Genomic DNA, 21,991 nt, shown 5'->3' with positions numbered 1-21,991 from the left:
TCAGAGGTCCAGCCCCAGCTTGCCGGGGTTGAGCAGGTTCTTGGGGTCCAGCATGCGCTTGGTGGCCTCCAGCAGGGCAAAGGCCGGGCCCAGCGATTGCCGCATGTAGGGCGCGCGCAGCAGGCCCACGCCGTGGTGGTGGCTGAGCGTGGCGCCGTGGCGCAGCAGCACGGCGTTGGCCGCGTCCCAGGCCGCGCGGTACCACTGGGCGCGCTGGTCCACGGCCACCTCGCCGCGCAGCGAAAAGTACAGGCAGGCGCCATCCACATAGGCATGCGACTGGTGGGCCGAGCCGGCCAGGGTGCCGGGGATGGCCTGCAGCGCGGCGACCACTTCCTCGTAGATGGCCGGCAGGTCTTTCCAGGGGCCGCACATCTCCAGAGTGTCGGCGACGAAGCCCGGGCCTTTCTTGAAGCCCTCGGCGCTCTTGCCGGTCAGGTAGCGCGTGTCCAGCCAGCGCTCCAGGGTGGCGGCACCGTCCAGCCGTTCACCCAAAGGTGCACACACACGTTCGCAGATGGCCATGACGGCATCGACGATCTCGGGCGCGCCTTCGTCGGCGATCAGCAGCACGTTAAGGTCGCTGCGGTCGAATTGCACGCCGCTTTCCAGCGCGTCGTACAGCCGCAGCGCGGCGGGGTTGGCGCCTTGCTGCAGGATCTGGCGGCAGGCCTCCAGGCCCTGGGCAAAGCTGGCAAAACCATAGGCGATGGCGCGGCCGTGGTCGGGCAGGCGGTGCAGCTTGAAGCGGATGCGCACGATCACGCCCAGCGTGCCTTCCGAGCCGATGAACAGCTGCTGCAGGTCCGGGCCGATGGCCGCGCGCGCGTAGCCGCCCACGGTGACGAGGCGGCCATCGGCCAGCACCACGTCCATGCCGTGGACCATGTCCTCGATCTTTCCGTAGCGCGTGGACAACTGGCCTGCGCCCCGGCAGGCCACCCAGCCACCCACGGTGCTGATGCCGAAGGACGAGGGCCAGTGGCCCATGGTCATGCCGTGGCGGCGCTGGATGGTTTCCTCGAACACGTCGCCGAACATGCCGGCCTCGACCTCGACGATCTGGCTTTGCTCGTCCATCGCGATGAAGCGGTTGAGCGCGCACAGGTCCAGCACGATGCCGCCGCGCAGGGGCAGGGCCGCGCCCGTGACGTTGCTGCGCCCGGCCGAGACGGTGACGGGAATGGCATGTGCATCGGCAATGCGCATCACGGCCTGCACCTGCTCCACGGTGGATGCATGGGCGATGACGGCCTGCGGCGTGGCCGGGTGGCCCGAGGTTTCGGCCACCATGGTGCGTGCCCACCAGTCGCGCGTGCCGGCGACGATGTCGGCGCGCTCGGTCTGCACGCGGTCACAGGCGGCGCGCAGTGCGGCGAGCACCGCCTCGGGCACGGCCACTGGCTTGTGCTGCAGGCCGCAGGGGCTGCCAGTGGCCGCACCTTCGGATGCGGGTGCGGCCTGTGCTGCCCAGCCTGGGGTCGTGGGGGCGCCCACCACGTAGTTGCGGCGGTTGTAGCCACGGGCGATTGCGTCTTTGCTCAGCATTGGATGTCTCCCATCAAAATCTGTTTCTCGCGCTCCATGGCGCGGCGGTAGTCGTGGATCTGCTGCGCTATCTGCGCAGGTGCCAGCCCCAGTTCCTGGGCCAGGATGTCGCCCACGCGCGCTGCGGCGCGGGCCGATGCATCGCGCGCCATGAGGCGTGCGCGCATGCGGCGCGAGAGCACGTCTTCCACCGTGCGCGCCATTTCGTGGCGCGCGGCGTAGAGGACTTCGGCCTCGGTGTGGGGCAGTCCCTCGACGATGGGCCGGGCCAGCGCGGGATGCGCGTCGAGGATGTCGCTGACGAAGCGCGCTTCCGTGCCGTAGCGCTCGCCCAGATGGGCCGACAGTCCACCCGTGGCCGTGATGGCCTGGGCGTCGTAGCCGGCCGCGCCCAGCAGGAAGGCCGAGGTGGTGGTGCAGCGCGTGCGCCGGCCCAGCAGCTTTTCCACGGCGTCCACGGTCTGCTCGGCCATGTGGCGCGAGGTGGTGAGCTTGCCGCCGACGATGGTGACCAGGCCGTCGGTCGCCACATGGATTTCGTGGTTGCGCTTCATCTCCACGGTCTTGCCGCCGGGCGGGCCGACCAGGGGGCGGCAGCCGGCGATGGAGCCGACCACGTCCTCGGGCGACAGGTCCACCTTGAGCGCCGATCGGGCGCCTTCGAGCAGGAAGTCCAGCTCGGCGCGCGTGCAGTGCACGTCGTCCAGGCTGCCCGCATAGTCCTCGTCGGTGGTGCCCAGGTAGGAGACATCGCCCCAGCGCGTGATGGTGGCGCGCCGGCTGCGGCCCGGCACGGGGATGGTGACGGTGCAGTCGTTGCGTATGCGCAGCCAGGGAATGGCCACGTGTACGCCCTTGGCGGGGCGCACGTGCAGCTGCGCCTGCTGGTCGGGCCTGCGGCCATCCCAGTCGCGCAGCCAGACGCCCGTGGCCATGACCACGCTGCGCGCGCGCACCGTGATCTCGCGGCCATCGGCCTGGACGATGGCGCCGTCCACGCCGCCGTGGGCGTTGCGCGTGATGGCGGTGGCCCGGGCATGGTTGAGCACGGCCGCGCCATGGAAGGCCGCCGTGCGCGCCACGGCCAGCGTGAGCCGCGCATCGTCCACGCGCGCATCGAAGTACATGTAGCCACCCAGGAGCTGCTCTTCGCGGAAGGTCGGACAGTGCGACAGCACCTCGGCCTTGCCGAGCTTGCGGTGCAGGATGCCTTCGCGCCAGCCGCCGGCCAGGTCATAGGTCCACAGCAGGCTGCCGAAGGCCTTGGCCAGGCGGGCGTCGAAGACGCCGTCGCGCTCCATCACGGGAAACAGGAAGGGCAGGCGCTGCACCAGGTGCCGCGCATTGCGGCGCAGGCGCTGGCGCTCCAGCAGCGAGTGCCGCACCAGTCCCAGGTTGCCCTGCTCGATGTAGCGCAGGCCGCCATGGACCATCTTGGAGGACTTGGACGAGGTGCCCGAGGCGAAGTCGTCCTTCTCCACCAGGGCCACGCGCAGGCCGCGCAGGCTGGCGTCCAGCGCGGCATAGGCGCCGGTGATGCCGCCGCCGATGACCAGCAGGTCGAATGCCTCGTCGCCCAGCCGCGCGAGCTGGTCCGCGCGCTGCAGCTGCAGCGGTGCAGTCTGGGTCAGCATGGCGCTGTCCCTGCGTTCCTTGTCGAAGGGCCACTGCATCATGCGCGGCCCTCCAGGGCGGCGGCGCGCCCGGGCGCCCGGGCGCGGGCCAGTTCGTCGCCCACGCGGGCGCGCCAGATGCTGCGGCGCTCGCTTCGCTCGTCGACCGCCATGCGCGGTTCGAAGACCGCTTCGGTGCGCAGCGTGGCGCAGGCCTGCGGCAGCCCGTCCCACAGCAGGCCCGCGCTGCCGGCCATGAAGGCGATGCCGCGCAGGCTGGCCTTGTCGGTATCGGCCAGGCGTCGCACGGGCAGGCCGCCCAGGTCGGCCTGGATCTGCAGCAGGGCATCGCTGCCCGACAGGCCGCCGCCCACCAGCAGCTCGCCCACCTCGGTGCCTGCTGCCGCCTCGTCGGCCTGCACGCAGGAGGCCACGGAATGCGCAATGCCTTCGAGGATGGAGCGCGCCAGCTGCGGCCGCGAGGTGGCCATGGACACGCCCGAGATCGAGGCCCGCGCGCCCGGCTCCATGGCCGGCAGGCGCAGGCCGGTGAGCGCGGGGATGAAGACCAGGTCGGCCGGCGTCTCGGCCTCGCGGGCCAGGGTGCTGATCTGCTGCGGGTTGTCGAACCACTGCAGCTTCTCGCAGATCCAGTTGAGCGCCGAGCCCGTGGTGGGCACATAGGTCTCGATGGCATAGCGCGAGACACCGCCCATGCGCCGCGCCGTCATGGTCAGCGAGCTTTCATGGGCCGCGTCATGCGCGGGCAGCTTTGTTCCCGTGAGCACATCGACGAAGCTGCCCGTGCCATGCACGCACAGCGCCTGGCCGCGCTCCAGGCAGCCCAGGCCCACGGCCGCCGCATGCTGGTCGCCCGCGCAGGCCAGGATGGGCACGGCCAGGCCCAGGAGCTCGGTGCGCGTGCGGCCGAAGTCCTGCACGTCTTCGCACAGGCGGGGCAGCAGTTCGGCGGGAAACTCCAGCGCGTCCAGCCAGTCGTGCAGGTAGCGGTGCTCGCCCAGCGCATAGGCGTTGCCCGAGGTCACATTGGTGGGCGTGGTGACCACGGCGCGCGCATCCGACAGATGCCACAGCAGCCAGGAGTCGATGGTGCCGAAGGCCAGCCGCCGCTGGCGCCAGGCCTGGGCCACGGCCGGGCATTCGCGCAGCTTGTGCGCGGCCCACAGGTAGGGCGAACGCACGCCCACGGGCCGGCCCGCGTGGCGGATCAGCCGGGCATCCCAGTCGCCGGCCAGCAGGGCCAGTTCGTCGCGGTGGCGCGCATCCTGCCAGACCATGATGGGCGCCAGCGAACGGCCCGTGGCCGTATCCCAGAGCACGGCCGAGCAGCGCTGGTTGGCAATGGCCAGAGCCACGATCTGCTGGCCGCTGCCCTGGGCGCGGGCGATGGCGCGGCGGCACACGTCCAGCGTGCGCTCCAGCAGCAGGTCGGCGTCCTGTTCGACCACGCCGGGGCGCGGGCAGTGGATTTCCAGCGGCAGATAGTCCTGGGCGGACACCTGCCCGTCGCGCCCCACGACGGCGGCGCGCGTGCCCGAGGTGCCTTCGTCGATGCAGAGGATCACGGCTTCATGGTGCATGGAGTGCTCTCTTTCAGGCGGTGGTTTGAGCGATCTTGGCGGGCGGGGCGGCGTCGTCCGCGAACTGGGGCGCGCCGGGCTCGTCGTCGGGGTTCACCGTGGTGCGCGTGGGGTCCCAGCGGATGGAAAAGCAGACGATGCTGGCCAGCAGCGGCACCACGGACAGGATGAGGAAGGTGTTCTCCAGCCCGTACTGCTGGCGGAACAGCGGGAACACCAGCAGCCCCAGCGCCGCGCCCATGGCGCCCAGCGCGCCGATCACGCCATTGGCGCCCGCGCGCAGCTCGCTGCGGAACGATAGCGTGGACAGGCTCTTGCCGTTGGCGCCGGGCCCGCCCGAATGAAAGAGGATGAACAGCGAGGGCACGGCCACGGCCAGCCAGATGGGCATGCGGCCGTTGAACAGGCCCAGAACCAGCAGCATCAGGAACACCAGCGCAAAGCCGAAGGCCGAGGCCCGCCGCAGGCCCAGCCGGCGCCCGATGACGGGCGACAGGAATCCGCCGACGATGCCGAACACGTTGAACACCAGCGCACCCAGCGTGGCCTCGCGGAAGTCCTTGCCGAACAGCGAGGCGCTGATCAGCGGCAGGTACCAGCCCACGGCAAAGTACTGGATGGACTGGCCTATCTGCACCGTGGCCGCCAGCAGCGTGCGCGGCAGGTAGATGCCGCGAAAGATCAGCAGTACATTGGCCAGCCCGCGCCGCGCCGGGTTGAGCACGGGAAGGCGTTCGGCGGGCGGCGCGGCCTCGAAGCGGTGGCCACGGGCGCCGTAGATGCGCGTCATGGCGCGGGCGGCGTCATCCAGCCTTTCCTTGCGTGCCAGCCAGGTCGGGCTTTCCACCAGCAGCGCAGCCTGCATGCCCAGGATGAACAGGCCGAACACCGCCGTGGCGGCCACCGAATAGCGCCACAGCGAATCGCCCACATCCCAGGAATGGAACCACAGCGCCAGCACCAGGTTGCTGCACACGGCCATGTACCACATGCCCTGCCAGACATTGAGCCGGCTCTTGAGTCGGGCGGGCGTGAACTCGGCCAGCACCGCCATGGCGATGGCGAAGTCGATGCCATAGGCCGCGCCCACGAAGAAGCGGCCGAAGAGGATGGTGGCGTAGTCGGGCGCCATGCTGACCAGCAGCGCACCGGCCACGGCCAGCACCTTGGCGATGACCAGGGGGCGCATGCGGCCCCAGCGGTCGGCCATCCAGCCGCCGATGGGATTGAAGGCAATGGACACCCAGGAGGCCAGCGACGTCATCCAGGCCACTTCGGCCGGCGTCAGTTGCTGGTCGCGCGTCATGGGGCCCAGGCCCACGCTGAGTGCGGAGTTGGAGAATGCGTCGAGGAAAAGTCCGCCGAGTGCCAGCCACCAGATGGTGCCGGCGCGGCCTGAAATGCCCTGGCGTGCGTCGATGTAGGCGATGACATCCTGAACGCCGCGAACCCTGTGGATGCTGGTCTGCATGCTGGCCTCCTGTGTTTCTGCAAGAGGCCGGCAGACCATACAGGCGCGACAAGACCATCTCACAGATGGTCTTCAAATCTTGAACCTGTGCGGCGATTCTAGGCAGCAAGCGCAGCCTGCGGATCAGTGAAAGCACCAGGGTGCGCGCAATGGCCGCGCCCAAAGAAAAGGCCCGCTGCAGAGAACCTGCGGCGGGCCTGGCGCGAACTCCCTTCTTGGGACCCTGCGCTGTGTGCTGTTAGTGAACCACGACAGGCTGCTGGGCCAGGCCCGTGTAGGTGTCGAGAATTTCTTCCACTTCCTCCTCGGTGGGGGCGTCCTGCTGCCAGGCGAGGATCTGCTTCTGGAACATTTCGGCCCAGGAGCCGTCCAGATACACCTCCTTGCCCGAGCGCTTGTCCACGATCTCGAAGCCGTGGCGCGGCAGTTGATGGGCTTGCTGGATCTCGGCCTTGGCTGTGCCTGCCGGAACGTCTGCCTCCATATCGGGACGCAGATGGAGCACCGCAAAGGATTCAGAGTCGTAAAGCATTTGCATGGTGTTCCTCCTTTCACTTCCGTTATGAGCATGCCTGCCATGGATATGGCGACAGGGTGCCGCATTTCAAGGTGGAAATGCCTGCTCTTGGCACTTGGGCACAGTATTCCATGGATTGGACATGGTTGTGGGCAACCGGCTTTCCCGATCTGTAGTAGGCAAGTCCTTGAACGGCGCGACAGCGTTCAGCCCGAGCCGATGCAGGTTGCAGGCCTTGGCAGGGAGGTGAGTGAGCGCTTTGGGCGCAGTGGTCTCGGGGTTTATGCCAGGGTACGGCATGGAGGCTATTGCGGCGCGGGCAGATATTTCTTGAGCTGCAGGTCGACAAAGTCGTCCTGTCCCTGGGTGAGCTTGATGCGCACGGGCAGGTATTGCATGGACGGTGCCAGCCAGACCGATCCGCGCTGGTCGCTGCTGCTTTTGCCGGGCAGCTTGTCCAGACGCAGCGCCATGACGCTGCCAAATGGCAGCTCCAGCGCCTCGCTGGCACCCACGCGGAACTGCCAGCGCACGGCTGAGCGTGCGCTGCTGGTGGTCAGTTCTATCAGTGTGCCTGGCGGATATTTTTCGGGGGCGGCAGCCATCAGGGCCGAGAGCTGCAGAAACACGCTGAGGCGGTCCTGCACGCCATCGCCAATCGCCGCATCGGTCTGGCCGCCGCTGTAGTGCGCCTTGCCGTCGGCTACGTCGAAGGCGGCGGACTGGGTTTTGCGCCCCTTGTCGCTGAAATTGAGCGGCTGCAGGCCCTTGGGCGTGATCAGCCCCTCGCTGGTCTGGGAGCGCTCGCCCAGCAAGAACATGCTGATCGACTGTCTGGCCTGGTAGTACTGGCCGTCATGCTGCCATTGCAGCTGGGCGCCGGCCGAGTATTGAAAACCCTTGACCTGACCCGAGGCGTTGAACTCCAGCGTGGCGGAATTGGGCAGGGTGACGGGCAGTACAGAGCCTGGCGGCAGCGGCGCGCTGCCTGCGGGCGTGACCTGGATGGGGCGGGCCGTGTCGGCAGCATTGGCTTCGGGAGGCTCGGCCATGGGCTCGGGAACCGGCTCTGCAGCAGCAGCGGGCTGCCCTGTATTGGCGGGTGCTTCTGTTTCAGGCGCTTCCTGCGTTTGTTGCTCCTGAGTTGGAGGCGGATTTGACGCCGACTCCTGTTCGTCCGGTACGGGAGCTGGCACGGGAGCAGGAGTCGGCGCTGGCGCACGGGGTGCAGCCTTGGGTTGAGGCGCCGGAGCTGGAGTTGGAGCCGGCTTGGGCGCTGCGGGTGCAGGCGGAGGAGGAGGCGCCTGCAGCATACGCGTCTCCATCACGATCTGGTCGTCCGCTGCCTTGTCCGGCGGGCTCAGTTCGGGCAGGCCCCAGAGCAACAGCCCATGGGCTGCCAGCACCAAGCCGGTGATGGGCAGCAGTGTCTTGCGTGCCTGGCTTGCCTGAGGGGAGCGGCCCATGAGCGTGATTCGGAGATTGCGGGTTTCAGTGGCCGGGAGCGGCGCGCCAGCCCAGATCGCTGGAGAGCTGGCGGGCGGCCGCCTGCAGCGGCGCGTCGATGGCTCCACCATAGTCCGGGTCGAAAGTCGCCAGCGAGCCCAGGGTCATAAGCCCCAGCACGATATGGCCGGAGGCATCGAAGACCGGCACGCAGAAGGCCACGATGCCCGGCAGCACGGTATCGACCACGCGGGCCGTGCCGCGCGCACGGACTTCGGCCAGCATGTCCGCAACGGCCTCTTCGGTCTGGGGCAGGTCCTGGCGTCTGGCCTTGCGTGCACGCTCGATCTCGGGCTCCAGCAACGCGGCCGTAGCCTCGCGTGGCAGCCAGGCGCCGAAGCAGCGCCCCGTGGCCGAGGCCAGCATGGGCATGACGTCGCCCAGGCGCAGATTGGCGGTGACAGACTGCGCCGATTCCTCCCAATGCACGATGGTCGGGCCATGGTTGCCCCAGACGGCAATGGCCAGCGTGTGATTGAGGGTCTCGAGCAGCGCCGGAATGCGCTCCCGCGCCAGACGCACCGGGTCGAGGCGGGCCAGCGAGGCCAGACCGATCTTCAGTGCCGCAGGACCCAGGTCGTAGCGCGAATTGCGCTCGTCCTGCGCCACCAGGCCGATGCGCTGAAAGCTCACCAGATAGCGGTGCGCCTTGGCGGCACTCATGCCGGCGGCGGCGGCGACATCCTTGAGCATCAGCGGGCCGCTGGCCTGCGCCAGCGCTTCGATGAGGGAGAAACCCACTTCGACCGACTGAATCCCTGCGCGTTCCTTTTCCATTGCAATAGAATCGTGTTTTGTTTAGTTAAATCAATTTAACCAATCGTAATTTTGGCTAGCGTTGTCAGGCATTGTGCCAGCACCGCTGCCGTGAGCAGAGGGACAGAGAATGAAACTGGCAACCTACAAGGATGGCTCTCGCGACGGACAACTGATCGTGGTCTCGCGCGACCTGAGCCAGGCCTGCTATGCCACCGGCATTGCCAACCGCATGCAGCAGGTGCTGGATGACTGGAGCTATATGGCCCCCCAGTTGCAGGATCTGTCGTACGAGCTCAATAGCGGCAAGGCCCGCCACGCGTTTCCCTTCGATCCCCGGCGATGCATGGCACCGCTGCCGCGAGCTTATCAGTGGGCCGATGGCTCGGCCTATATCAACCATGTGGAGTTGGTACGCAAGGCGCGCAATGCCGAGGTGCCGGCCAACTTCTACACCGACCCGCTGATGTACCAGGGCGGCAGCGATGACTTTATCGGCCCCTGCGACGATGTGATCGTGCCCAGCACGGCCATGGGCATAGACTTCGAGGCAGAGATTGCCGTCGTCACCGGCGATGTGCCCATGGGTACGGATGCCAGGGATGCGCTGGGCGGCATCCGTCTTGTCATGCTGGCCAATGACGTGAGCCTGCGCAATCTGATACCCGGCGAACTGGCCAAGGGCTTTGGTTTCTTTCAGAGCAAGCCCGCCACGGCCTTCAGCCCTGTGGCCGTGACACTGGACGAGCTGGGCGATGCCTGGAAGAGCGGCCGCCTGCATCTGACGCTGCAGAGCACCTGGAACGGCCGCAAGGTCGGCATGTGCGATGCGGGCGAGGAGATGACTTTTCACTTCGGCCAACTGATCGCCCATATCGCCAAGACCCGCAATGTACGTGCCGGCTCCATCGTGGGCAGCGGCACGGTGAGCAACAAGGGCGTGGAGACCGGCAGCGGCAAGAACAAGCGCATGGAATGGCCCAAGGGCTATAGCTGCATTGCCGAAAAGCGCTGCATAGAGACCATTCAGGACGGCACGCCCAAGACCGAGTTCATGCAGTTCGGCGACACCATCCGCATCGAGATGAAGGGCAAGGACGGCCAGAGCATCTTCGGCGCCATCGACCAGAACATTGCGCCGCCCGGCGGCAGCAAGGATGACTTGCACGAAGCTCAGCCTGTGGATAGCTCCGAAGACTAAGCTCTCGTTGCAGTCGTCATGCCCATGCCAAGTCTTAATCTCTCGCGCTGGATTTTGCCTCTGAAGGCCGTGCCGGCCATGGCGCTCGCCTTGTTGACGGGCCTGTCCATGGCGGCAGAACCAGCCGCCGAACCTGCTGCCAGTTGCCCGCCGCCGTTCAGCCCGCCAACACCGGCCGAAGTGCAGGCCATGGCCCCCCATGTGCAGGATAGGGGCCTGCTCTGGCGCGTGCAGGACGGCGAGCGCACCAGCTGGCTTTACGGCACCTTGCATGTGGGCAAGCGGGAGTGGATCCTGCCCGGTCGCACCATCGTGCGCTCCATGTACGGGGTGGACCTGCTGGCGCTGGAGCTCGATGTGCTGAATCCGCAGGTCATGCAGCAGTTGATTGAAGGCTTCCAGGCCCGTGTCGACGCCCCTGCGCTGCCCGCAGAGCTGGAGGCCCGGCTGGCGCAGCATCGAAAGCAGGCCTGTGCCGAGCATCTGAGCACACAACGTCCGGACGCCCAACTGCTGGGCCTGGTCAGCCAACTGGGCCGCAAGCAGGGACTGGTGGCCGAGTTTGGCGCCGATCTGCTGCTGGCAGGCATGGCCCATGCGTTGCACAAGCCTGTGGTGGGGCTGGAGTCGGCGCAGACCCAGCTCGAGGAGCTGCTTTCCGACGATCCCTTGGAGGTGCAGGAAAGCGTGCGCGACGGGCTGGACCAGCTTGATGACCCCAAGGCTCCGGAAATCCTGCAGCAACTGGCGAATATCTGGGCCAGCGGCAACGAAAAACAGCTGGAGAACTATGCCGACTGGTGCGACTGCATCAAGACCGAGCGTGATCGGCTCAAGTACGCGCGCCTCATGGATGGACGCAATCCGGGCATGGCAGATGGCATTGTTCGTCAGCTCCAGCAGGGCAAGACCGTGTTTGCTGCCGTGGGTGCACTGCATATGGTCGGGCCCATGGGGCTGCCCGAGCTGCTGCGTCAGAAAGGCTATCAGGTCGAGCGCGTGAGCTTCAAACTGCCACCCATACAGAAATCGGAGTCAAAACCGATTCAAACCGAATAGAGACAAGCGCAGGCAGCTATCAATTAATAGAAAAAGGCAGCCTGGCGGGGTCCAAAAATCATTCCACAACCCCCCTACATCACCCTCAAGGAGACAAACGATGGATCGTCGTCAATTCCTGGCTGCCGTGGCAGCCAGCTCGGCTGCTGCCGCATCCCCCTTCGCCATGGCGCAGGACTGGCCTGCCAACCCCGTGCGCTGGGTTGTGCCCTACCCACCCGGAGGCGGCACCGATGTGCTGGCCCGCACCGTGGCCGAGTCCATGCGCAAGACGCTGAACCAGACCATCGTGGTGGACAACCGTCCGGGCGCCTCGACCAATATCGGCGGCCAGCTCGTTGCTGCGGCCAAGCCTGATGGCTACACCATCATGTCGGCCGACAACGCCATCCTGGCGTTCAACGAACACCTGTTCAGCAAGCTGCCTTTCAGCCCCGACAAGGATTTCACCTATGTGGGCGGCATCAGCCGCTTCCCCATGGCGCTGGTGGTCAACCCCGCATTCGAAGCCAAGGACTTCAAGGAATTCCTGGCCTATGCCAAGGCCAACCCCGGCAAGCTCAACTACGCCTCGCCCGGCAATGGCTCGCCCCACCATCTGGCCATGGAGCTGTTCAAGAACCGCACCGGCACCAGCCTGACCCATATCCCCTACAAGGGCGCCGCGCCCGCGCTGGCCGATGTGATGGGCGGCCAGGTGCCTTGCATGTTCCTGGATCTGGCATCGGGCCTGCCCGTGATTCAGTCCGGCAAGGTGCGGGCCCTGGCCATAGGCACGGCCAAGCGCGTGCCCAATCTTCCCAACGTGCCTACGCTGGCCGAGCTGGGTCTCAAGGATTCCGAGGTCTACGCCTTCCAGGGCATTCTGGGTCCCAAGGGATTGCCGCCAGCCATCGTGCAGCGTCTCAATGCAGACCTGCAAAAAGCCCTCAAGGACCCCGATGTGGTCAAGCGCATGGCCGACTTCGGCATGGAAGCCCTTCCCGGCACGCCCGAGCAGTTCCACCAGATGGCACGCACCGAAGCCAAGCGCTGGGGTGAGGTCATCAAGACGGCTGGCGTGAAGCTGGACTGAGAGTCCCGTCCCTGAGCTTCGCGAGGTCCCGGGCATGGCTTGAACCGTTGCCGCAGACCTCGTCGGCTCACATCACCACGGCCCTGCCTCCTTGCGTTGCAGGGCCGTTTCAGTAGGGAAGTATGCCGGGCAGCAGTGGGCGGCTGAGGCGCTCGCGCCACCATTGCTGGGCCCGGCCGCGGGCATCGCTGCGCCAGGCCAGCCAGAAGGTTTCGGGCGGACGCGGCTCTTCCACCGCCAGTTCCACCAGCACCCCGGTCTCCAGCTCCACACGCACGCAGGCGCGCGGCACAAAGCCGTGGCCCAGCCCGGCGGCCTGGCATTCGATCTTGGCCTGCATGCTCGGCACGGTGATGCGTCGCTGGCCGGTGAGCAGGCCCACGGTGCGGTCGGTCAGCGAGCGCGCGCCGTCACCCACCACCACGGCGGTGTGTTCCAGCAGGTCGCTGCGCGCCAGTGGCCGGCCCAGGCGCGCCAGCGGGTGGCTGGCCGTCACGCAGAACACGAAATCGAGCTGGCCCACGGCCACGGCCTTGTGGCCGCCGCCGGCCGGGCCTTCGCCCGCAGCCACGATCAGGTCGGCCCGGCCTTCGCGCAGGGCTTCCCAGGTGCCGGTCAGCGTCTCGCTGCCGATGCGCAGACGCGTGCCGCTGTTCAGCGCCTCGAAGGCCTGAATGTCGGCGCCCAAGGCGCTGGTGGGGATCAACGAGTCATGCACCAGGCGCACTTCGGTCTCGAAGCCCGTGGCGATCTGGCGCAGCCGAGATTCGAGCTGACGCGCGGCCGCCAGCAGCCAGCGCCCTTCCTTGAGCAGTTCCTCGCCCGCTGGCGTGAGACTGACGCGCGGGCCGTTGCGCACAAACAGGTTCAGCCCCAGCTGTTCCTCGAGCTTGGACACGGCATAGGAGATGGTTGACGGTACTTTGTGCAGGCGCTCTGCCGCACCGGCGAACGAGCCATGGCGCGCAATGGTGTCCACCAGTTCGATGGCTTCCAGAGAGAGTTTGAGCATATTGGGGTGCCTGAAAAATAATCATCGAAATTATCGATGATTGAGAGGATTTTCTTTCAGCATGACCGCATATCAGGCCGCGGATACTTCATTCATCGCCACACGGAATGCAGCAAAACAAGGCCGGCAGGCCAGCAGCAGGAAGTGTGAACACCATCGATTGTCTAGGAGATAGAAATGCTTGAAGTTCGCCCATCCAACCACCGCGGTCGCGCCAACCATGGCTGGCTGCAATCGCGCCACACCTTCTCCTTCGGCCACTACCGCGATGCCAACCAGCAAGGGTTTTCGGATCTGCTGGTCATCAATGACGACCATGTGTCCCCCGGTCAGGGCTTCGGCACCCACGGCCACCGCGACATGGAAATCTTCTCCTATGTGCTCGATGGCGCCCTGGAGCACAAGGACTCCATGGGCACGGGCTCGGTGATCCGTCCCGGCGACGTGCAGGTGATGAGCGCCGGCACCGGTGTGGAGCACAGCGAGTTCAATCACTCGGCCCAGGACCCGGTGCACTTTCTGCAGATCTGGATCGTGCCCGCAGAGCGTGGCGCCGCTCCACGCTATCAGCAGGTCCATGTGGACGATGCCGACAAGCGCGGACGCCTGCGCCTGATCATCGCCCCCGAAGGCCGGGACGGCACGCTGGCCGTGCGCCAGGACGCCCGGGTCTATGCCGGGCTGTTCGACGGTGAAGAGTGCGCCGAACTCGATGTGGGGCCCGAGCGCCATGTCTATGTGCATGTGGCCCGCGGCAGCCTCTGCGTGAACGGAGAGCGTCTGTCCGAAGGCGACGGCGCCCGCATCCGCAACGCCGGGGCCCTGCGCTTCGATCAGGGAGAAGGTGCCGAGGTGCTGGTCTTTGATCTGCGTCCCCGCGAACTGCCCACCTTGTAAGCAACAGTTTTCACACCCCGGTTTTCATTCTGCTTTCTTGTTTCCCCTGCAGCCTCTCGCTCACGTTTTACCCAGGAGTTTCACCATGACCAACGCCAACGCCAACGCCCGTCCCATCGCCGTCGCCAAGCCCGGTGCCAAGCTGCTCAACCCCCATGACCACACGCTGATCATGATCGACTTCCAGTCGCAGATGGCCTTTGCCACGCACTCCATCGACCCCGTACAACTGCGCTCCAACGCCGCCCTGGTCGCTTCGGCTGCCGCCGGCTTCGGAGCCTCGACCATCCTCACCACCGTGGCAGAAAAGAGTTTCTCCGGCCCCATGTTCGAGGAAGTGACTGCGCCTTTCCCCGGTCAGTCCCTGCTGGATCGCACCTCGATGAATACCTGGGAAGACGAGGCCGTGATCCGCAAGGTCAACGAGATCGGCAAGCCCCGCATCGTGCTGGCCGGCCTGTGGACCAGCGTGTGCATCGTCGGACCGGCCCTGTCGGCGCTGGACCAGGGCTTTGAGGTCTTCGTGATTGCCGATGCCTGCGGCGACATCTCCACCGAAGCCCACAACCGCGCCATGGAGCGCATGGTCCAGGCCGGTGCCCAGCCCATCACGTCCTTGCAATACCTGCTGGAAATGCAGCGCGACTGGGCCCGCACCGAGACTTATGACATGACCACAGGCATCGCCAAGAAGCTGGGTGGCGGCTACGGCATCGGCATCACCTACGCCAAGACCATGTTCGGCGCCCACGAAGGCTAAAAAGAGCACATCATCTTTCTACTGCGCAGACCGATCTTGCACCTTCGGTTATCGCCGTGCGCATGTACGGCAGCGGTCCTCAATGCGATCTCGGTCTGCTCGCTACGAAATCTGGCGCACTCTTCGCGTCGCTGAACCACCGGAGACCTCCATGACCCAGCCCTCCACCCCCGATCTGATCCTGTTCAACGGCCGTTTCACCACGCTGGACCGCAGCAAGCCCACAGCCACGGCCGTGGCAGTAAGCCAGGGGCGCTTCAGTGCCGTCGGCAGCGACCGCGAAGTCCTGCCCCTGGCCGGCGCGCGGACCCAACGCATCGATCTGGGCGGACGCAGTGCGCTGCCGGGTCTGATCGACAACCACCTGCATCTGATCCGTGGTGGCCTGAACTTCAACATGGAGCTGCGCTGGGACGGCGTGAAGAGCCTGGCCGATGCCATGGCCATGCTCAAGGCGCAGGTGGATGTGACTCCTGCGCCCCAGTGGGTGCGCGTGGTAGGCGGCTTCAGCGAGCACCAGTTTGTGGAAAAGCGTCTGCCCACGCTGGCCGAGCTGAACGCCGTGGCGCCCGACACCCCGGTCTTCATCCTGCATCTGTACGACCGTGCCCTACTCAATGCCGCCGCCCTGCGTGCCGTGGGCTACACCAAGGACACGCCCGAGCCGCCCGGCGGCCAGATCCTGCGCGACAGCGTCGGCAACCCCACGGGCCTGCTGCTGGCCAAACCCAATGCTTCCATTCTCTACGCCACGCTGGCCAAGGGGCCCAAGCTGCCACGCGACTACCAGGTCAACTCGACACGCCACTTCATGCGCGAACTCAACCGCCTGGGTGTGACCGGCGCCATTGACGCTGGCGGCGGCATGCAGAACTATCCCGACGACTACGACGTGATTCAGGAGCTGGCCGATGCCGACCAGCTCACCATCCGCCTGGCCTACAACCTGTTCACGCAAAAGCCCAAGGAAGAGAAGGACGACTTTCTGCGCTGGACCTCCACTTCGCAGTACAAGCAGGGTACGGACTACTTCCGCCACAACGGCGCAGGCGAGATGCTGGTGTTCTCGGCCGCCGACTTCGAGGACTTCCGCCAGCCCCAGCCCGAGCTGGCGCCCGGCATGGAAGGCGAGCTCGAAGAAGTGGTGCGCATCCTCGCCCAGAACCGCTGGCCCTGGCGCATGCACGCCACCTACGACGAGACCATAGACCGCGCGCTCAATGTGTTCGAGAAGGTGAACCAGGACACGCCCCTGGCCGGCCTGAACTGGTTCTTCGACCACGCCGAAACCATTTCCGAGAAGTCCATCGACCGTATTGCGGCCCTGGGCGGTGGCGTGGCAGTGCAGCATCGCATGGCCTACCAGGGCGAATACTTCGTCGAGCGCTATGGCGCCGCTGCGGCCGAGGCCACGCCGCCCGTCAAGCGCATGCTGGAAAAAGGCGTCAACGTGTCAGCCGGCACCGATGCCACCCGCGTTGCCAGCTACAACCCCTGGGTTTCGCTGTCCTGGCTCATCACGGGCAAGACCGTGGGCGGCCTGCAGCTCACGCCCCAGCGCAACTGCCTGAGCCGCGACCAGGCGCTGCGCATGTGGACCGAAAACGTGACCTGGTTCAGCAACGAACAGGGCAAGAAAGGCCGCATCCAGGTGGGCCAGCTGGCCGACCTGATCGTGCCCGACCGCGACTTCTTCGCCTGCCCCGAGTCCGACATTGCCGACACATCGGCCCTGCTCACCGTGGTGGGTGGCAAGGTGGTCTACGGCGTCGGCGCCTTCGCCGACTTCGATGAATCGGCCCCGCCCCTGGCCATGCCTGACTGGTCCCCCGTGCGCACCTTCAAGGGCTACGGCGCCTGGGGAGTGCAGGAAGGCGCGCCGCTGCAGTCCGTGATGCGCAACGCCGCTGCCAGCTGCGGCTGCGCCAGCAACTGCAATCTGCACGGGCATGCCCATGCCACGGCCTGGAGCAGCAAGCTGCCCGTGGCCGATCTCAAGGGCTTCTGGGGCGCGCTGGGCTGCGCCTGCTGGGCGGTGTGACATGGGTGAGGCGCTGCGCGCTGCAGCCACCGCCCCCTGGGTGCAGTCGCTGGCCCTGCTGTGCCTGTGTGTGGCCTACCTGCAGGGTGGCTGGTACAAGGCCCGGGATTTCCGCGGGGCTGTAGCCGAGGTGAAGGCCCTGGGCCTGACCCCGGCCGCACCCATCGCAGCCGCCGCTCTGGTGCTGCAGCTGGCGGCCTCGGCCCTGATCCTTACGGGCTGGTACCGCTGGCTGGGGGCTCTGGCCCTGGCCGGATTCACCGTGCTGGCGGCCTTGCTGGCAGACCGCTTCTGGGCAGCGCCGCAGGCCGAGCGCCAGCGTGCTGCCAACGCATTTTTTGAACACTGGGGCTTGGTCGGCGGCATGTTGCTCGTCGCCTGGCACGATCTCGGAGGCTCGCATGCCGGATAACAGAAAAAACGCCTCGGGCAGCTTCGCACCCCTGGCCATTCCCGTCTTTGCCGTGCTGTGGGCCGCCACTGTGCTGGGCAATATCGGCAGCTTCATGCGCGATGTGGCCAGCGCCTGGATGGTGACCGAACTCTCGTCCAGCCCCACGGCCGTCGCCATGATTCAGACGGCGGCCACGCTGCCGGTCTTTCTGCTGGCCATCCCGGCCGGCGTGCTGTCCGACATCCTGGACCGTCGCCGCTTCCTGATCGCCGTGCAGGTGCTGCTGGGAGCCGTGAGCGGCACGCTGCTGGTGCTGGCCCAGACCAACACCCTCACGGTGGAATACCTGGTGGCCCTGACCTTTGTCGGCGGCATCGGTGCCGCCCTCATGGGGCCGACCTGGCAGTCCATCGTGCCCGAGCTGGTGCCGCGCAGCGAACTCAAGAGCGCTGTGGCCCTGAATTCCTTGGGCATCAACATCGCCCGTGCCATCGGCCCGGCCGCCGGTGGTCTGCTGCTGGCCAGTTTCGGCGCCGCAGCGGCATACGGTCTCGACGTGCTCAGCTATGTGTTCGTGATCGCTGCCCTCATCTGGTGGAAGCGTCCCAAGGCCGAGGCCTCGGCGCTCAACGAGCAGTTCTTTGGCGCCTTCCGGGCCGGTGTGCGCTATGCCCGTGCCAGCCGCGAACTGCATGTGGTGCTGCTGCGCGCCGCTGTGTTCTTCCTGTTCGCCAGCTCGGTCTGGGCCTTGCTGCCCCTGGTGGCGCGCCGCATGCTGGGCGGCACGGCCGGTTTTTATGGCGTGATGCTGGGTGCAGTGGGTGCCGGTGCCATCCTGGGTGCCGTGCTGCTGCCCAAGCTGCGCAAGCGCCTCGATACCGACGGTCTGGTGTTGCTGGCCTCGGTGGTTACTGCCGTGGTGATGGCAGTGCTGAGCCTGGCGCCGCCCCAGTGGGCTGCAGTGGCGCTGATGCTGGTGCTGGGTCTGGGCTGGATTGTTGCGCTGACCACGCTCAACGGCGTGGCCCAGGCGGTGCTGCCGAACTGGGTGCGCGGCCGGGGTCTCGCCATCTACCTGATGGTGTTCAACGGCGCCATGGCGCTGGGCAGTCTGGGCTGGGGTCTGATCGCCGGCCTGCTGGGCCTGCCGGTCACGCTGCTGATCGGAGCCGTTGGCCTGGTGCTGGTGTCCCTGGTTTTCCACCGCGTGAAGCTGCCCACTGGCGAGGCCGATCTGCAGCCGTCCAACCACTGGCCCGAGCCCCTGCTGGCTGAACCCGTGGCCCACGACCGCGGCCCGGTCATGATTCAGATCGAGTACCGGATTGCGCATCAAGACCTGACCGCCTTTTTCCAGGCCATGCAGCAAGTGGCCGAGGAGCGCCGTCGCGATGGGGCTTATGCCTGGGGCGTGGCCGAGCACACCGGCGAGCCGGGCCGGGTGATCGAGTGGTTCCTGGTCGAGTCCTGGGCCGAGCACCTGCGCCAGCATGGTCGCGTGTCCAAGGCCGACGCCGATCTGCAGGCCGCCGCTTTGCGCTACCACCAGGGGCCGGACAAGCCCGTGGTTCACCATTTCCTGGCGCTCGATACGCGCAGCGCCCAGCAGGAAACGGGCTTCCCCTCCCACTGAGCAGCGCGGGAATCGACATTCATCGCTGACCGGGCCGGCGATGAATGCAAGGCCGGCGCGTGACTTACTTGACGGGCTTGGCGGCACGCACTGCCACGACCTCGATTTCCACATACCAGGCCGGGTTGGCCAGGGCTGCAATCTGGAAGGCAGAACGTGCGGGCAGGTTGGGCTGGGCAGCCGTGCCAAAGAACTGGGTGTAGCCACGCATGAAGCCGGCAAAGTCCATCTTGTTGCCCTTGGCGGGATCGGCCACCAGGAAGACCTGCATCTTCACCACATCGCTCATGCCGAGATTCATGCCCTTGAGCTGCTCTTCCAGGCCCTTGAGGATGGCCACGGTCTGGCCTTCGGTGTCGCCGCCATAGGCAGCAGGATCGCCGGCGGGCTTGGATTTGTCCACCACGGGCGGTACCTTGCCCGAGAGGTAGACAGTGCGGGCATCGGTGGGAATTTCCACGGCTGCGGCGATGGGGAAGGTCGAGCCCGGTGTCTTGTAACGCAGGACATCGCCACCGCCGGAGGTGGTGGCTGCGCAGCCGGTGAGCAGGACTGCAGCGCCCAGCAGGGCGGCAGTGGTTGCGGTCTTGAAGATGGATGGGATGCTCATGTGATCTCCTGAATGGATTTATGGGGTGATGCGAAAGGGTTTGACGTCGGCGGCAGACAGCTTGTCCGGGTACTGATTGCCGAAGTTGCTGCGCACATAGTTCACGACGTCGGCAATCTGCTCATCGGACAGCTTGCTGGCAAAGGACGGCATGCCGTGCAGGCCGTTCATGACAACCGAGGCCGGGTAGGCAGCGGCTGCCAGCTTGGGGTTGGAGGCCAGCGCCGGGTAGAAGCCCGCGCCCTTGGCACCTTCGCCCTTGACCATGTGGCACCCCTGGCAGATGGCCTGGTACAGGGTCTCTCCGCCGTTCTGGCTGAAGCGTGGGCGGACCACAGAGAAGTTCTGCATCAGCGCCTGGGTATCGGCGGGCGAGATGGAGAGAACGGCTGCAGATTGCAGTGTTTGCAGGTTTTTCACATCCTGGGTTTTCATGCCCTGTGATTGGGCCAGGACGGCGCCGGAGAGACCCAGGGCCAGGGCGCCAGTGGCGCAAAGACGGTGCAATATGTGCATGGTGAAGTTCCTTGTGGCTGACATGGGCGATCAGAGACTGGAGGCCTTGGCGTGCAGACGCTGGATGGCGTCCAGCGAAGACAGCACGGCACCTTCCTGCCAGGCGGGGATGTACGAGACATGCTCGCCCGCGAGCACCAGGCGACCGTCGATCTGTGCCAGATCCTTGTAGTGCTGCTCGCGCAGTGCATCGGTCCAGTTGCCGAAGCAGCCGTTGATCCAGGGCATGCGATGCCAGGCGACCGACACACCGTTGAGGAACTCCTGCTTGTACTGCGGATGGATCTGCGCGCCGTACTCCAGCGCCAGGCGAACGCGCTCGGCCGGCTTGAGCGAGGAGAAGCGGTAGCTGTTGGAGTTCTCAAAGGCATAGGCGCCCAGCAGCACGGCGGGGCCGTTGCCCATATAGCCGGTGGAGGGGTAGGAGATCTGCTGGATCGGCAGATCGGTGTAGCTGATGCCGCCGTAGATGCGTTCGTCCTCTTCCCAGAAGCGGCGCTTGAACTCCAGACCGACCTTCATGGAGCTGCCGTAGGGCACGGCAGCAATCGCGTTCTGCATGGCGCTGCCGGCCTGCACTTCGATCTGGCTCAGGATGGACAGCGGAATCGTGCACACGCACCAGTCGGCGCGGGCCTGCAGCGTGCTGCCGGGCTTGAGGGCGTCCACATAGTCCACGGTCACGCCCTTGTCGTTCTGGGCGATCCTGGTGACCTTTGCGTTGTAGCGTATGGCCGGGCCCAGATCGCGCGCCATGGCCTGGGCCAGCATGTCCATGCCGCCTTCGGGCTGGAAGATGGCGCTGTGGAATTCGTAGATATTGCCCACGCCCATCTGGCGCCACAAATTGGACTCGAGCAGCTCGTGCAGGCCCATGGGCGTCGAAGGTTTGGCCTGCGCCATCAGGCCGCCGCCGGGGTCGATGTCGTAGCCCCGGAAATCGCTGACCGCATTGCTGGCGCGGTAGCGGTACTCCTTGTCCAGCACGCCCCAGGCCTTGAGGCTCTCCAGCAGGCGTTCCTTGTCTTCCCGGCTGACGCTCTGGTCCAGTGCGCCCTGATTGGTAGCCTTGGACAGCAGCTCGGCCACATGGCCATAGACATCGGTCTGCACATGGCGAAAGCGCTGGGGCTTGCCGGCCAGGGCCTTGCTGTTGTGCAGATATGCGTTGTAGTTGACCTGGTTGAAGGCCTCGAGCTTGATGCCGAAGCGCTTGTAGTAGTCCAGCATCGCATGGTGGTGGTAGGGCACGCGCCAGGGGCCGGGGTTGAAGTAGTTGCCCTTGGCAAAGCCCACTTTCTGGCGCGTGCCGTCGAGTTCGCTGAACTCATCGCCGCCGCGCAGCGTCCAGCAGCGGCCGCCAGCGCGACTCTGGTATTCAAGCAACTGCACCTTGTAGCCGGCCGCGCGCAACTCGTGGGCTGCCACCATGCCTGCCAGGCCAGCGCCCAGCACCAGAACCGATGCGCCAGGTTTGGCGTTGCCGAGCTTGACCGGACCGCTGTAATGCGATTCGGCGGCATAGCCCAGTGAACTCATGGCTTGATACATGGCACTGCCGCCCGCGACCTTTCCGATCATCGAGAGCAGTTGTCTGCGACTGACATGCTTGCTTGGCTCTGGCATCTGAAATTCCTTTGCTGTTGTGTATTCCGCTGTCCATCCGGGGCTGCGGGGCAAGGGTTTTCAGCAAGAGCTGTGCCAGGGCAGGGGCTCGAGGTATTAGTTCAATGAAATCAGTTACTTGTTATGTAATTCAGAGCAATCTGCGCTCGATCCTC

General features: G+C 66.1%; 19 protein-coding genes. 8 read left to right on the top strand and 11 right to left on the bottom strand.

All coding sequences use genetic code 11. From position 1 onward, the window contains the following. The 7 genes from F0P97_RS25110 to F0P97_RS25080 form a co-directional block, all read right to left on the bottom strand. Positions 1 to 1,548: an FAD-binding oxidoreductase gene (locus F0P97_RS25110; RefSeq protein ID WP_182284796.1), complete on the bottom strand. Its 1,548-nt coding sequence runs from the start codon at positions 1,546 to 1,548 to the stop codon at positions 1 to 3. Then, a complete protein-coding gene (locus F0P97_RS25105; protein ID WP_182284795.1) occupies positions 1,542 to 3,224 on the bottom strand; it encodes a glycerol-3-phosphate dehydrogenase/oxidase in 1,683 nt (560 codons plus the stop codon). The genes F0P97_RS25110 and F0P97_RS25105 overlap by 7 nt, the downstream gene beginning before the upstream one ends. Further along, positions 3,221 to 4,762, bottom strand: coding sequence for an FGGY family carbohydrate kinase (locus F0P97_RS25100; protein ID WP_182284794.1), 1,542 nt, complete (start codon positions 4,760 to 4,762; stop codon positions 3,221 to 3,223). The genes F0P97_RS25105 and F0P97_RS25100 overlap by 4 nt, the downstream gene beginning before the upstream one ends. A 13-nt stretch (positions 4,763 to 4,775) precedes the next feature. Beyond that, on the bottom strand, positions 4,776 to 6,233 hold the full coding sequence (locus F0P97_RS25095; RefSeq protein ID WP_182284793.1) for an MFS transporter: 1,458 nt from the start codon (positions 6,231 to 6,233) through the stop codon (positions 4,776 to 4,778). Between the two features lie 238 nt (positions 6,234 to 6,471). Then, positions 6,472 to 6,771 (bottom strand): DUF3567 domain-containing protein, encoded by a 300-nt coding sequence (locus tag F0P97_RS25090; protein WP_182284792.1) that lies wholly within the window; start codon positions 6,769 to 6,771, stop codon positions 6,472 to 6,474. A 284-nt stretch (positions 6,772 to 7,055) separates the two neighbouring features. After that, positions 7,056 to 8,216, bottom strand: a complete 1,161-nt coding sequence (locus tag F0P97_RS25085) for a DUF3108 domain-containing protein (protein ID WP_182284791.1) — start codon at positions 8,214 to 8,216, stop codon at positions 7,056 to 7,058. Positions 8,217 to 8,241: 25 nt separating this feature from the next. Then, positions 8,242 to 9,033: an IclR family transcriptional regulator gene (locus F0P97_RS25080; RefSeq protein ID WP_182284790.1), complete on the bottom strand. Its 792-nt coding sequence runs from the start codon at positions 9,031 to 9,033 to the stop codon at positions 8,242 to 8,244. A gap of 109 nt (positions 9,034 to 9,142) precedes the next feature. Between F0P97_RS25080 and F0P97_RS25075 the strand changes: the two genes are divergently transcribed. The 3 genes from F0P97_RS25075 to F0P97_RS25065 all read left to right on the top strand — a co-directional run bounded on the left by F0P97_RS25075 (position 9,143) and on the right by F0P97_RS25065 (position 12,347). After that, entirely contained in the window at positions 9,143 to 10,213 is a 1,071-nt protein-coding gene (locus F0P97_RS25075; RefSeq protein ID WP_182284789.1) for a fumarylacetoacetate hydrolase family protein, read from the top strand. A gap of 24 nt (positions 10,214 to 10,237) precedes the next feature. Beyond that, positions 10,238 to 11,272 (top strand): TraB/GumN family protein, encoded by a 1,035-nt coding sequence (locus tag F0P97_RS25070; protein WP_232538052.1) that lies wholly within the window; start codon positions 10,238 to 10,240, stop codon positions 11,270 to 11,272. A gap of 100 nt (positions 11,273 to 11,372) precedes the next feature. Next, positions 11,373 to 12,347, top strand: a complete 975-nt coding sequence (locus F0P97_RS25065) for a Bug family tripartite tricarboxylate transporter substrate binding protein (RefSeq protein WP_182284787.1) — start codon at positions 11,373 to 11,375, stop codon at positions 12,345 to 12,347. Positions 12,348 to 12,456: 109 nt separating this feature from the next. Here the strand turns inward: F0P97_RS25065 and F0P97_RS25060 are convergent, their stop codons facing one another. Next, positions 12,457 to 13,359, bottom strand: a complete 903-nt coding sequence (locus tag F0P97_RS25060) for a LysR family transcriptional regulator (RefSeq protein WP_182284786.1) — start codon at positions 13,357 to 13,359, stop codon at positions 12,457 to 12,459. A gap of 177 nt (positions 13,360 to 13,536) precedes the next feature. Here F0P97_RS25060 and F0P97_RS25055 point away from each other — a divergent pair, with 177 nt between their 5' ends. From F0P97_RS25055 to F0P97_RS25035, 5 genes are all read left to right on the top strand, one after another. Next, positions 13,537 to 14,256, top strand: coding sequence for a pirin family protein (locus F0P97_RS25055; RefSeq protein ID WP_182284785.1), 720 nt, complete (start codon positions 13,537 to 13,539; stop codon positions 14,254 to 14,256). A gap of 85 nt (positions 14,257 to 14,341) precedes the next feature. Then, positions 14,342 to 15,016, top strand: coding sequence for an isochorismatase family protein (locus F0P97_RS25050; RefSeq protein WP_182284784.1), 675 nt, complete (start codon positions 14,342 to 14,344; stop codon positions 15,014 to 15,016). Between the two features lie 151 nt (positions 15,017 to 15,167). After that, a complete protein-coding gene (locus F0P97_RS25045; protein ID WP_182284783.1) occupies positions 15,168 to 17,057 on the top strand; it encodes an amidohydrolase in 1,890 nt (629 codons plus the stop codon). Position 17,058: 1 nt separating this feature from the next. After that, entirely contained in the window at positions 17,059 to 17,469 is a 411-nt protein-coding gene (locus tag F0P97_RS25040; RefSeq protein ID WP_182284782.1) for a DoxX family protein, read from the top strand. Then, positions 17,459 to 19,084: an MFS transporter gene (locus F0P97_RS25035; RefSeq protein ID WP_182284781.1), complete on the top strand. Its 1,626-nt coding sequence runs from the start codon at positions 17,459 to 17,461 to the stop codon at positions 19,082 to 19,084. The genes F0P97_RS25040 and F0P97_RS25035 overlap by 11 nt, the downstream gene beginning before the upstream one ends. Before the next feature lie 64 nt (positions 19,085 to 19,148). Here F0P97_RS25035 and F0P97_RS25030 read toward each other — a convergent pair whose 3' ends face one another. The 3 genes from F0P97_RS25030 to F0P97_RS25020 are packed head-to-tail and all read right to left on the bottom strand — an operon-like array spanning position 19,149 to position 21,836. After that, positions 19,149 to 19,694, bottom strand: a complete 546-nt coding sequence (locus F0P97_RS25030) for a RidA family protein (RefSeq protein WP_182284780.1) — start codon at positions 19,692 to 19,694, stop codon at positions 19,149 to 19,151. An 18-nt stretch (positions 19,695 to 19,712) separates the two neighbouring features. Beyond that, the gene (locus F0P97_RS25025; RefSeq protein WP_182284779.1) at positions 19,713 to 20,210 is read right to left on the bottom strand and encodes a c-type cytochrome; all 498 of its coding nucleotides are present in this window, start codon (positions 20,208 to 20,210) and stop codon (positions 19,713 to 19,715) included. 30 nt (positions 20,211 to 20,240) lie between these two features. Beyond that, the gene (locus tag F0P97_RS25020; RefSeq protein WP_182284778.1) at positions 20,241 to 21,836 is read right to left on the bottom strand and encodes a flavin monoamine oxidase family protein; all 1,596 of its coding nucleotides are present in this window, start codon (positions 21,834 to 21,836) and stop codon (positions 20,241 to 20,243) included. Positions 21,837 to 21,991: the final 155 nt, after the last annotated feature.

The organism is Comamonas testosteroni (assembly GCF_014076415.1).
In the GTDB taxonomy this organism is placed as follows: Bacteria; Pseudomonadota; Gammaproteobacteria; order Burkholderiales; family Burkholderiaceae_C; genus Comamonas; species Comamonas testosteroni_F.
Note: the sequence above shows the minus strand (reverse complement) of the source record. Positions and strands in the feature narration are given on the sequence as shown.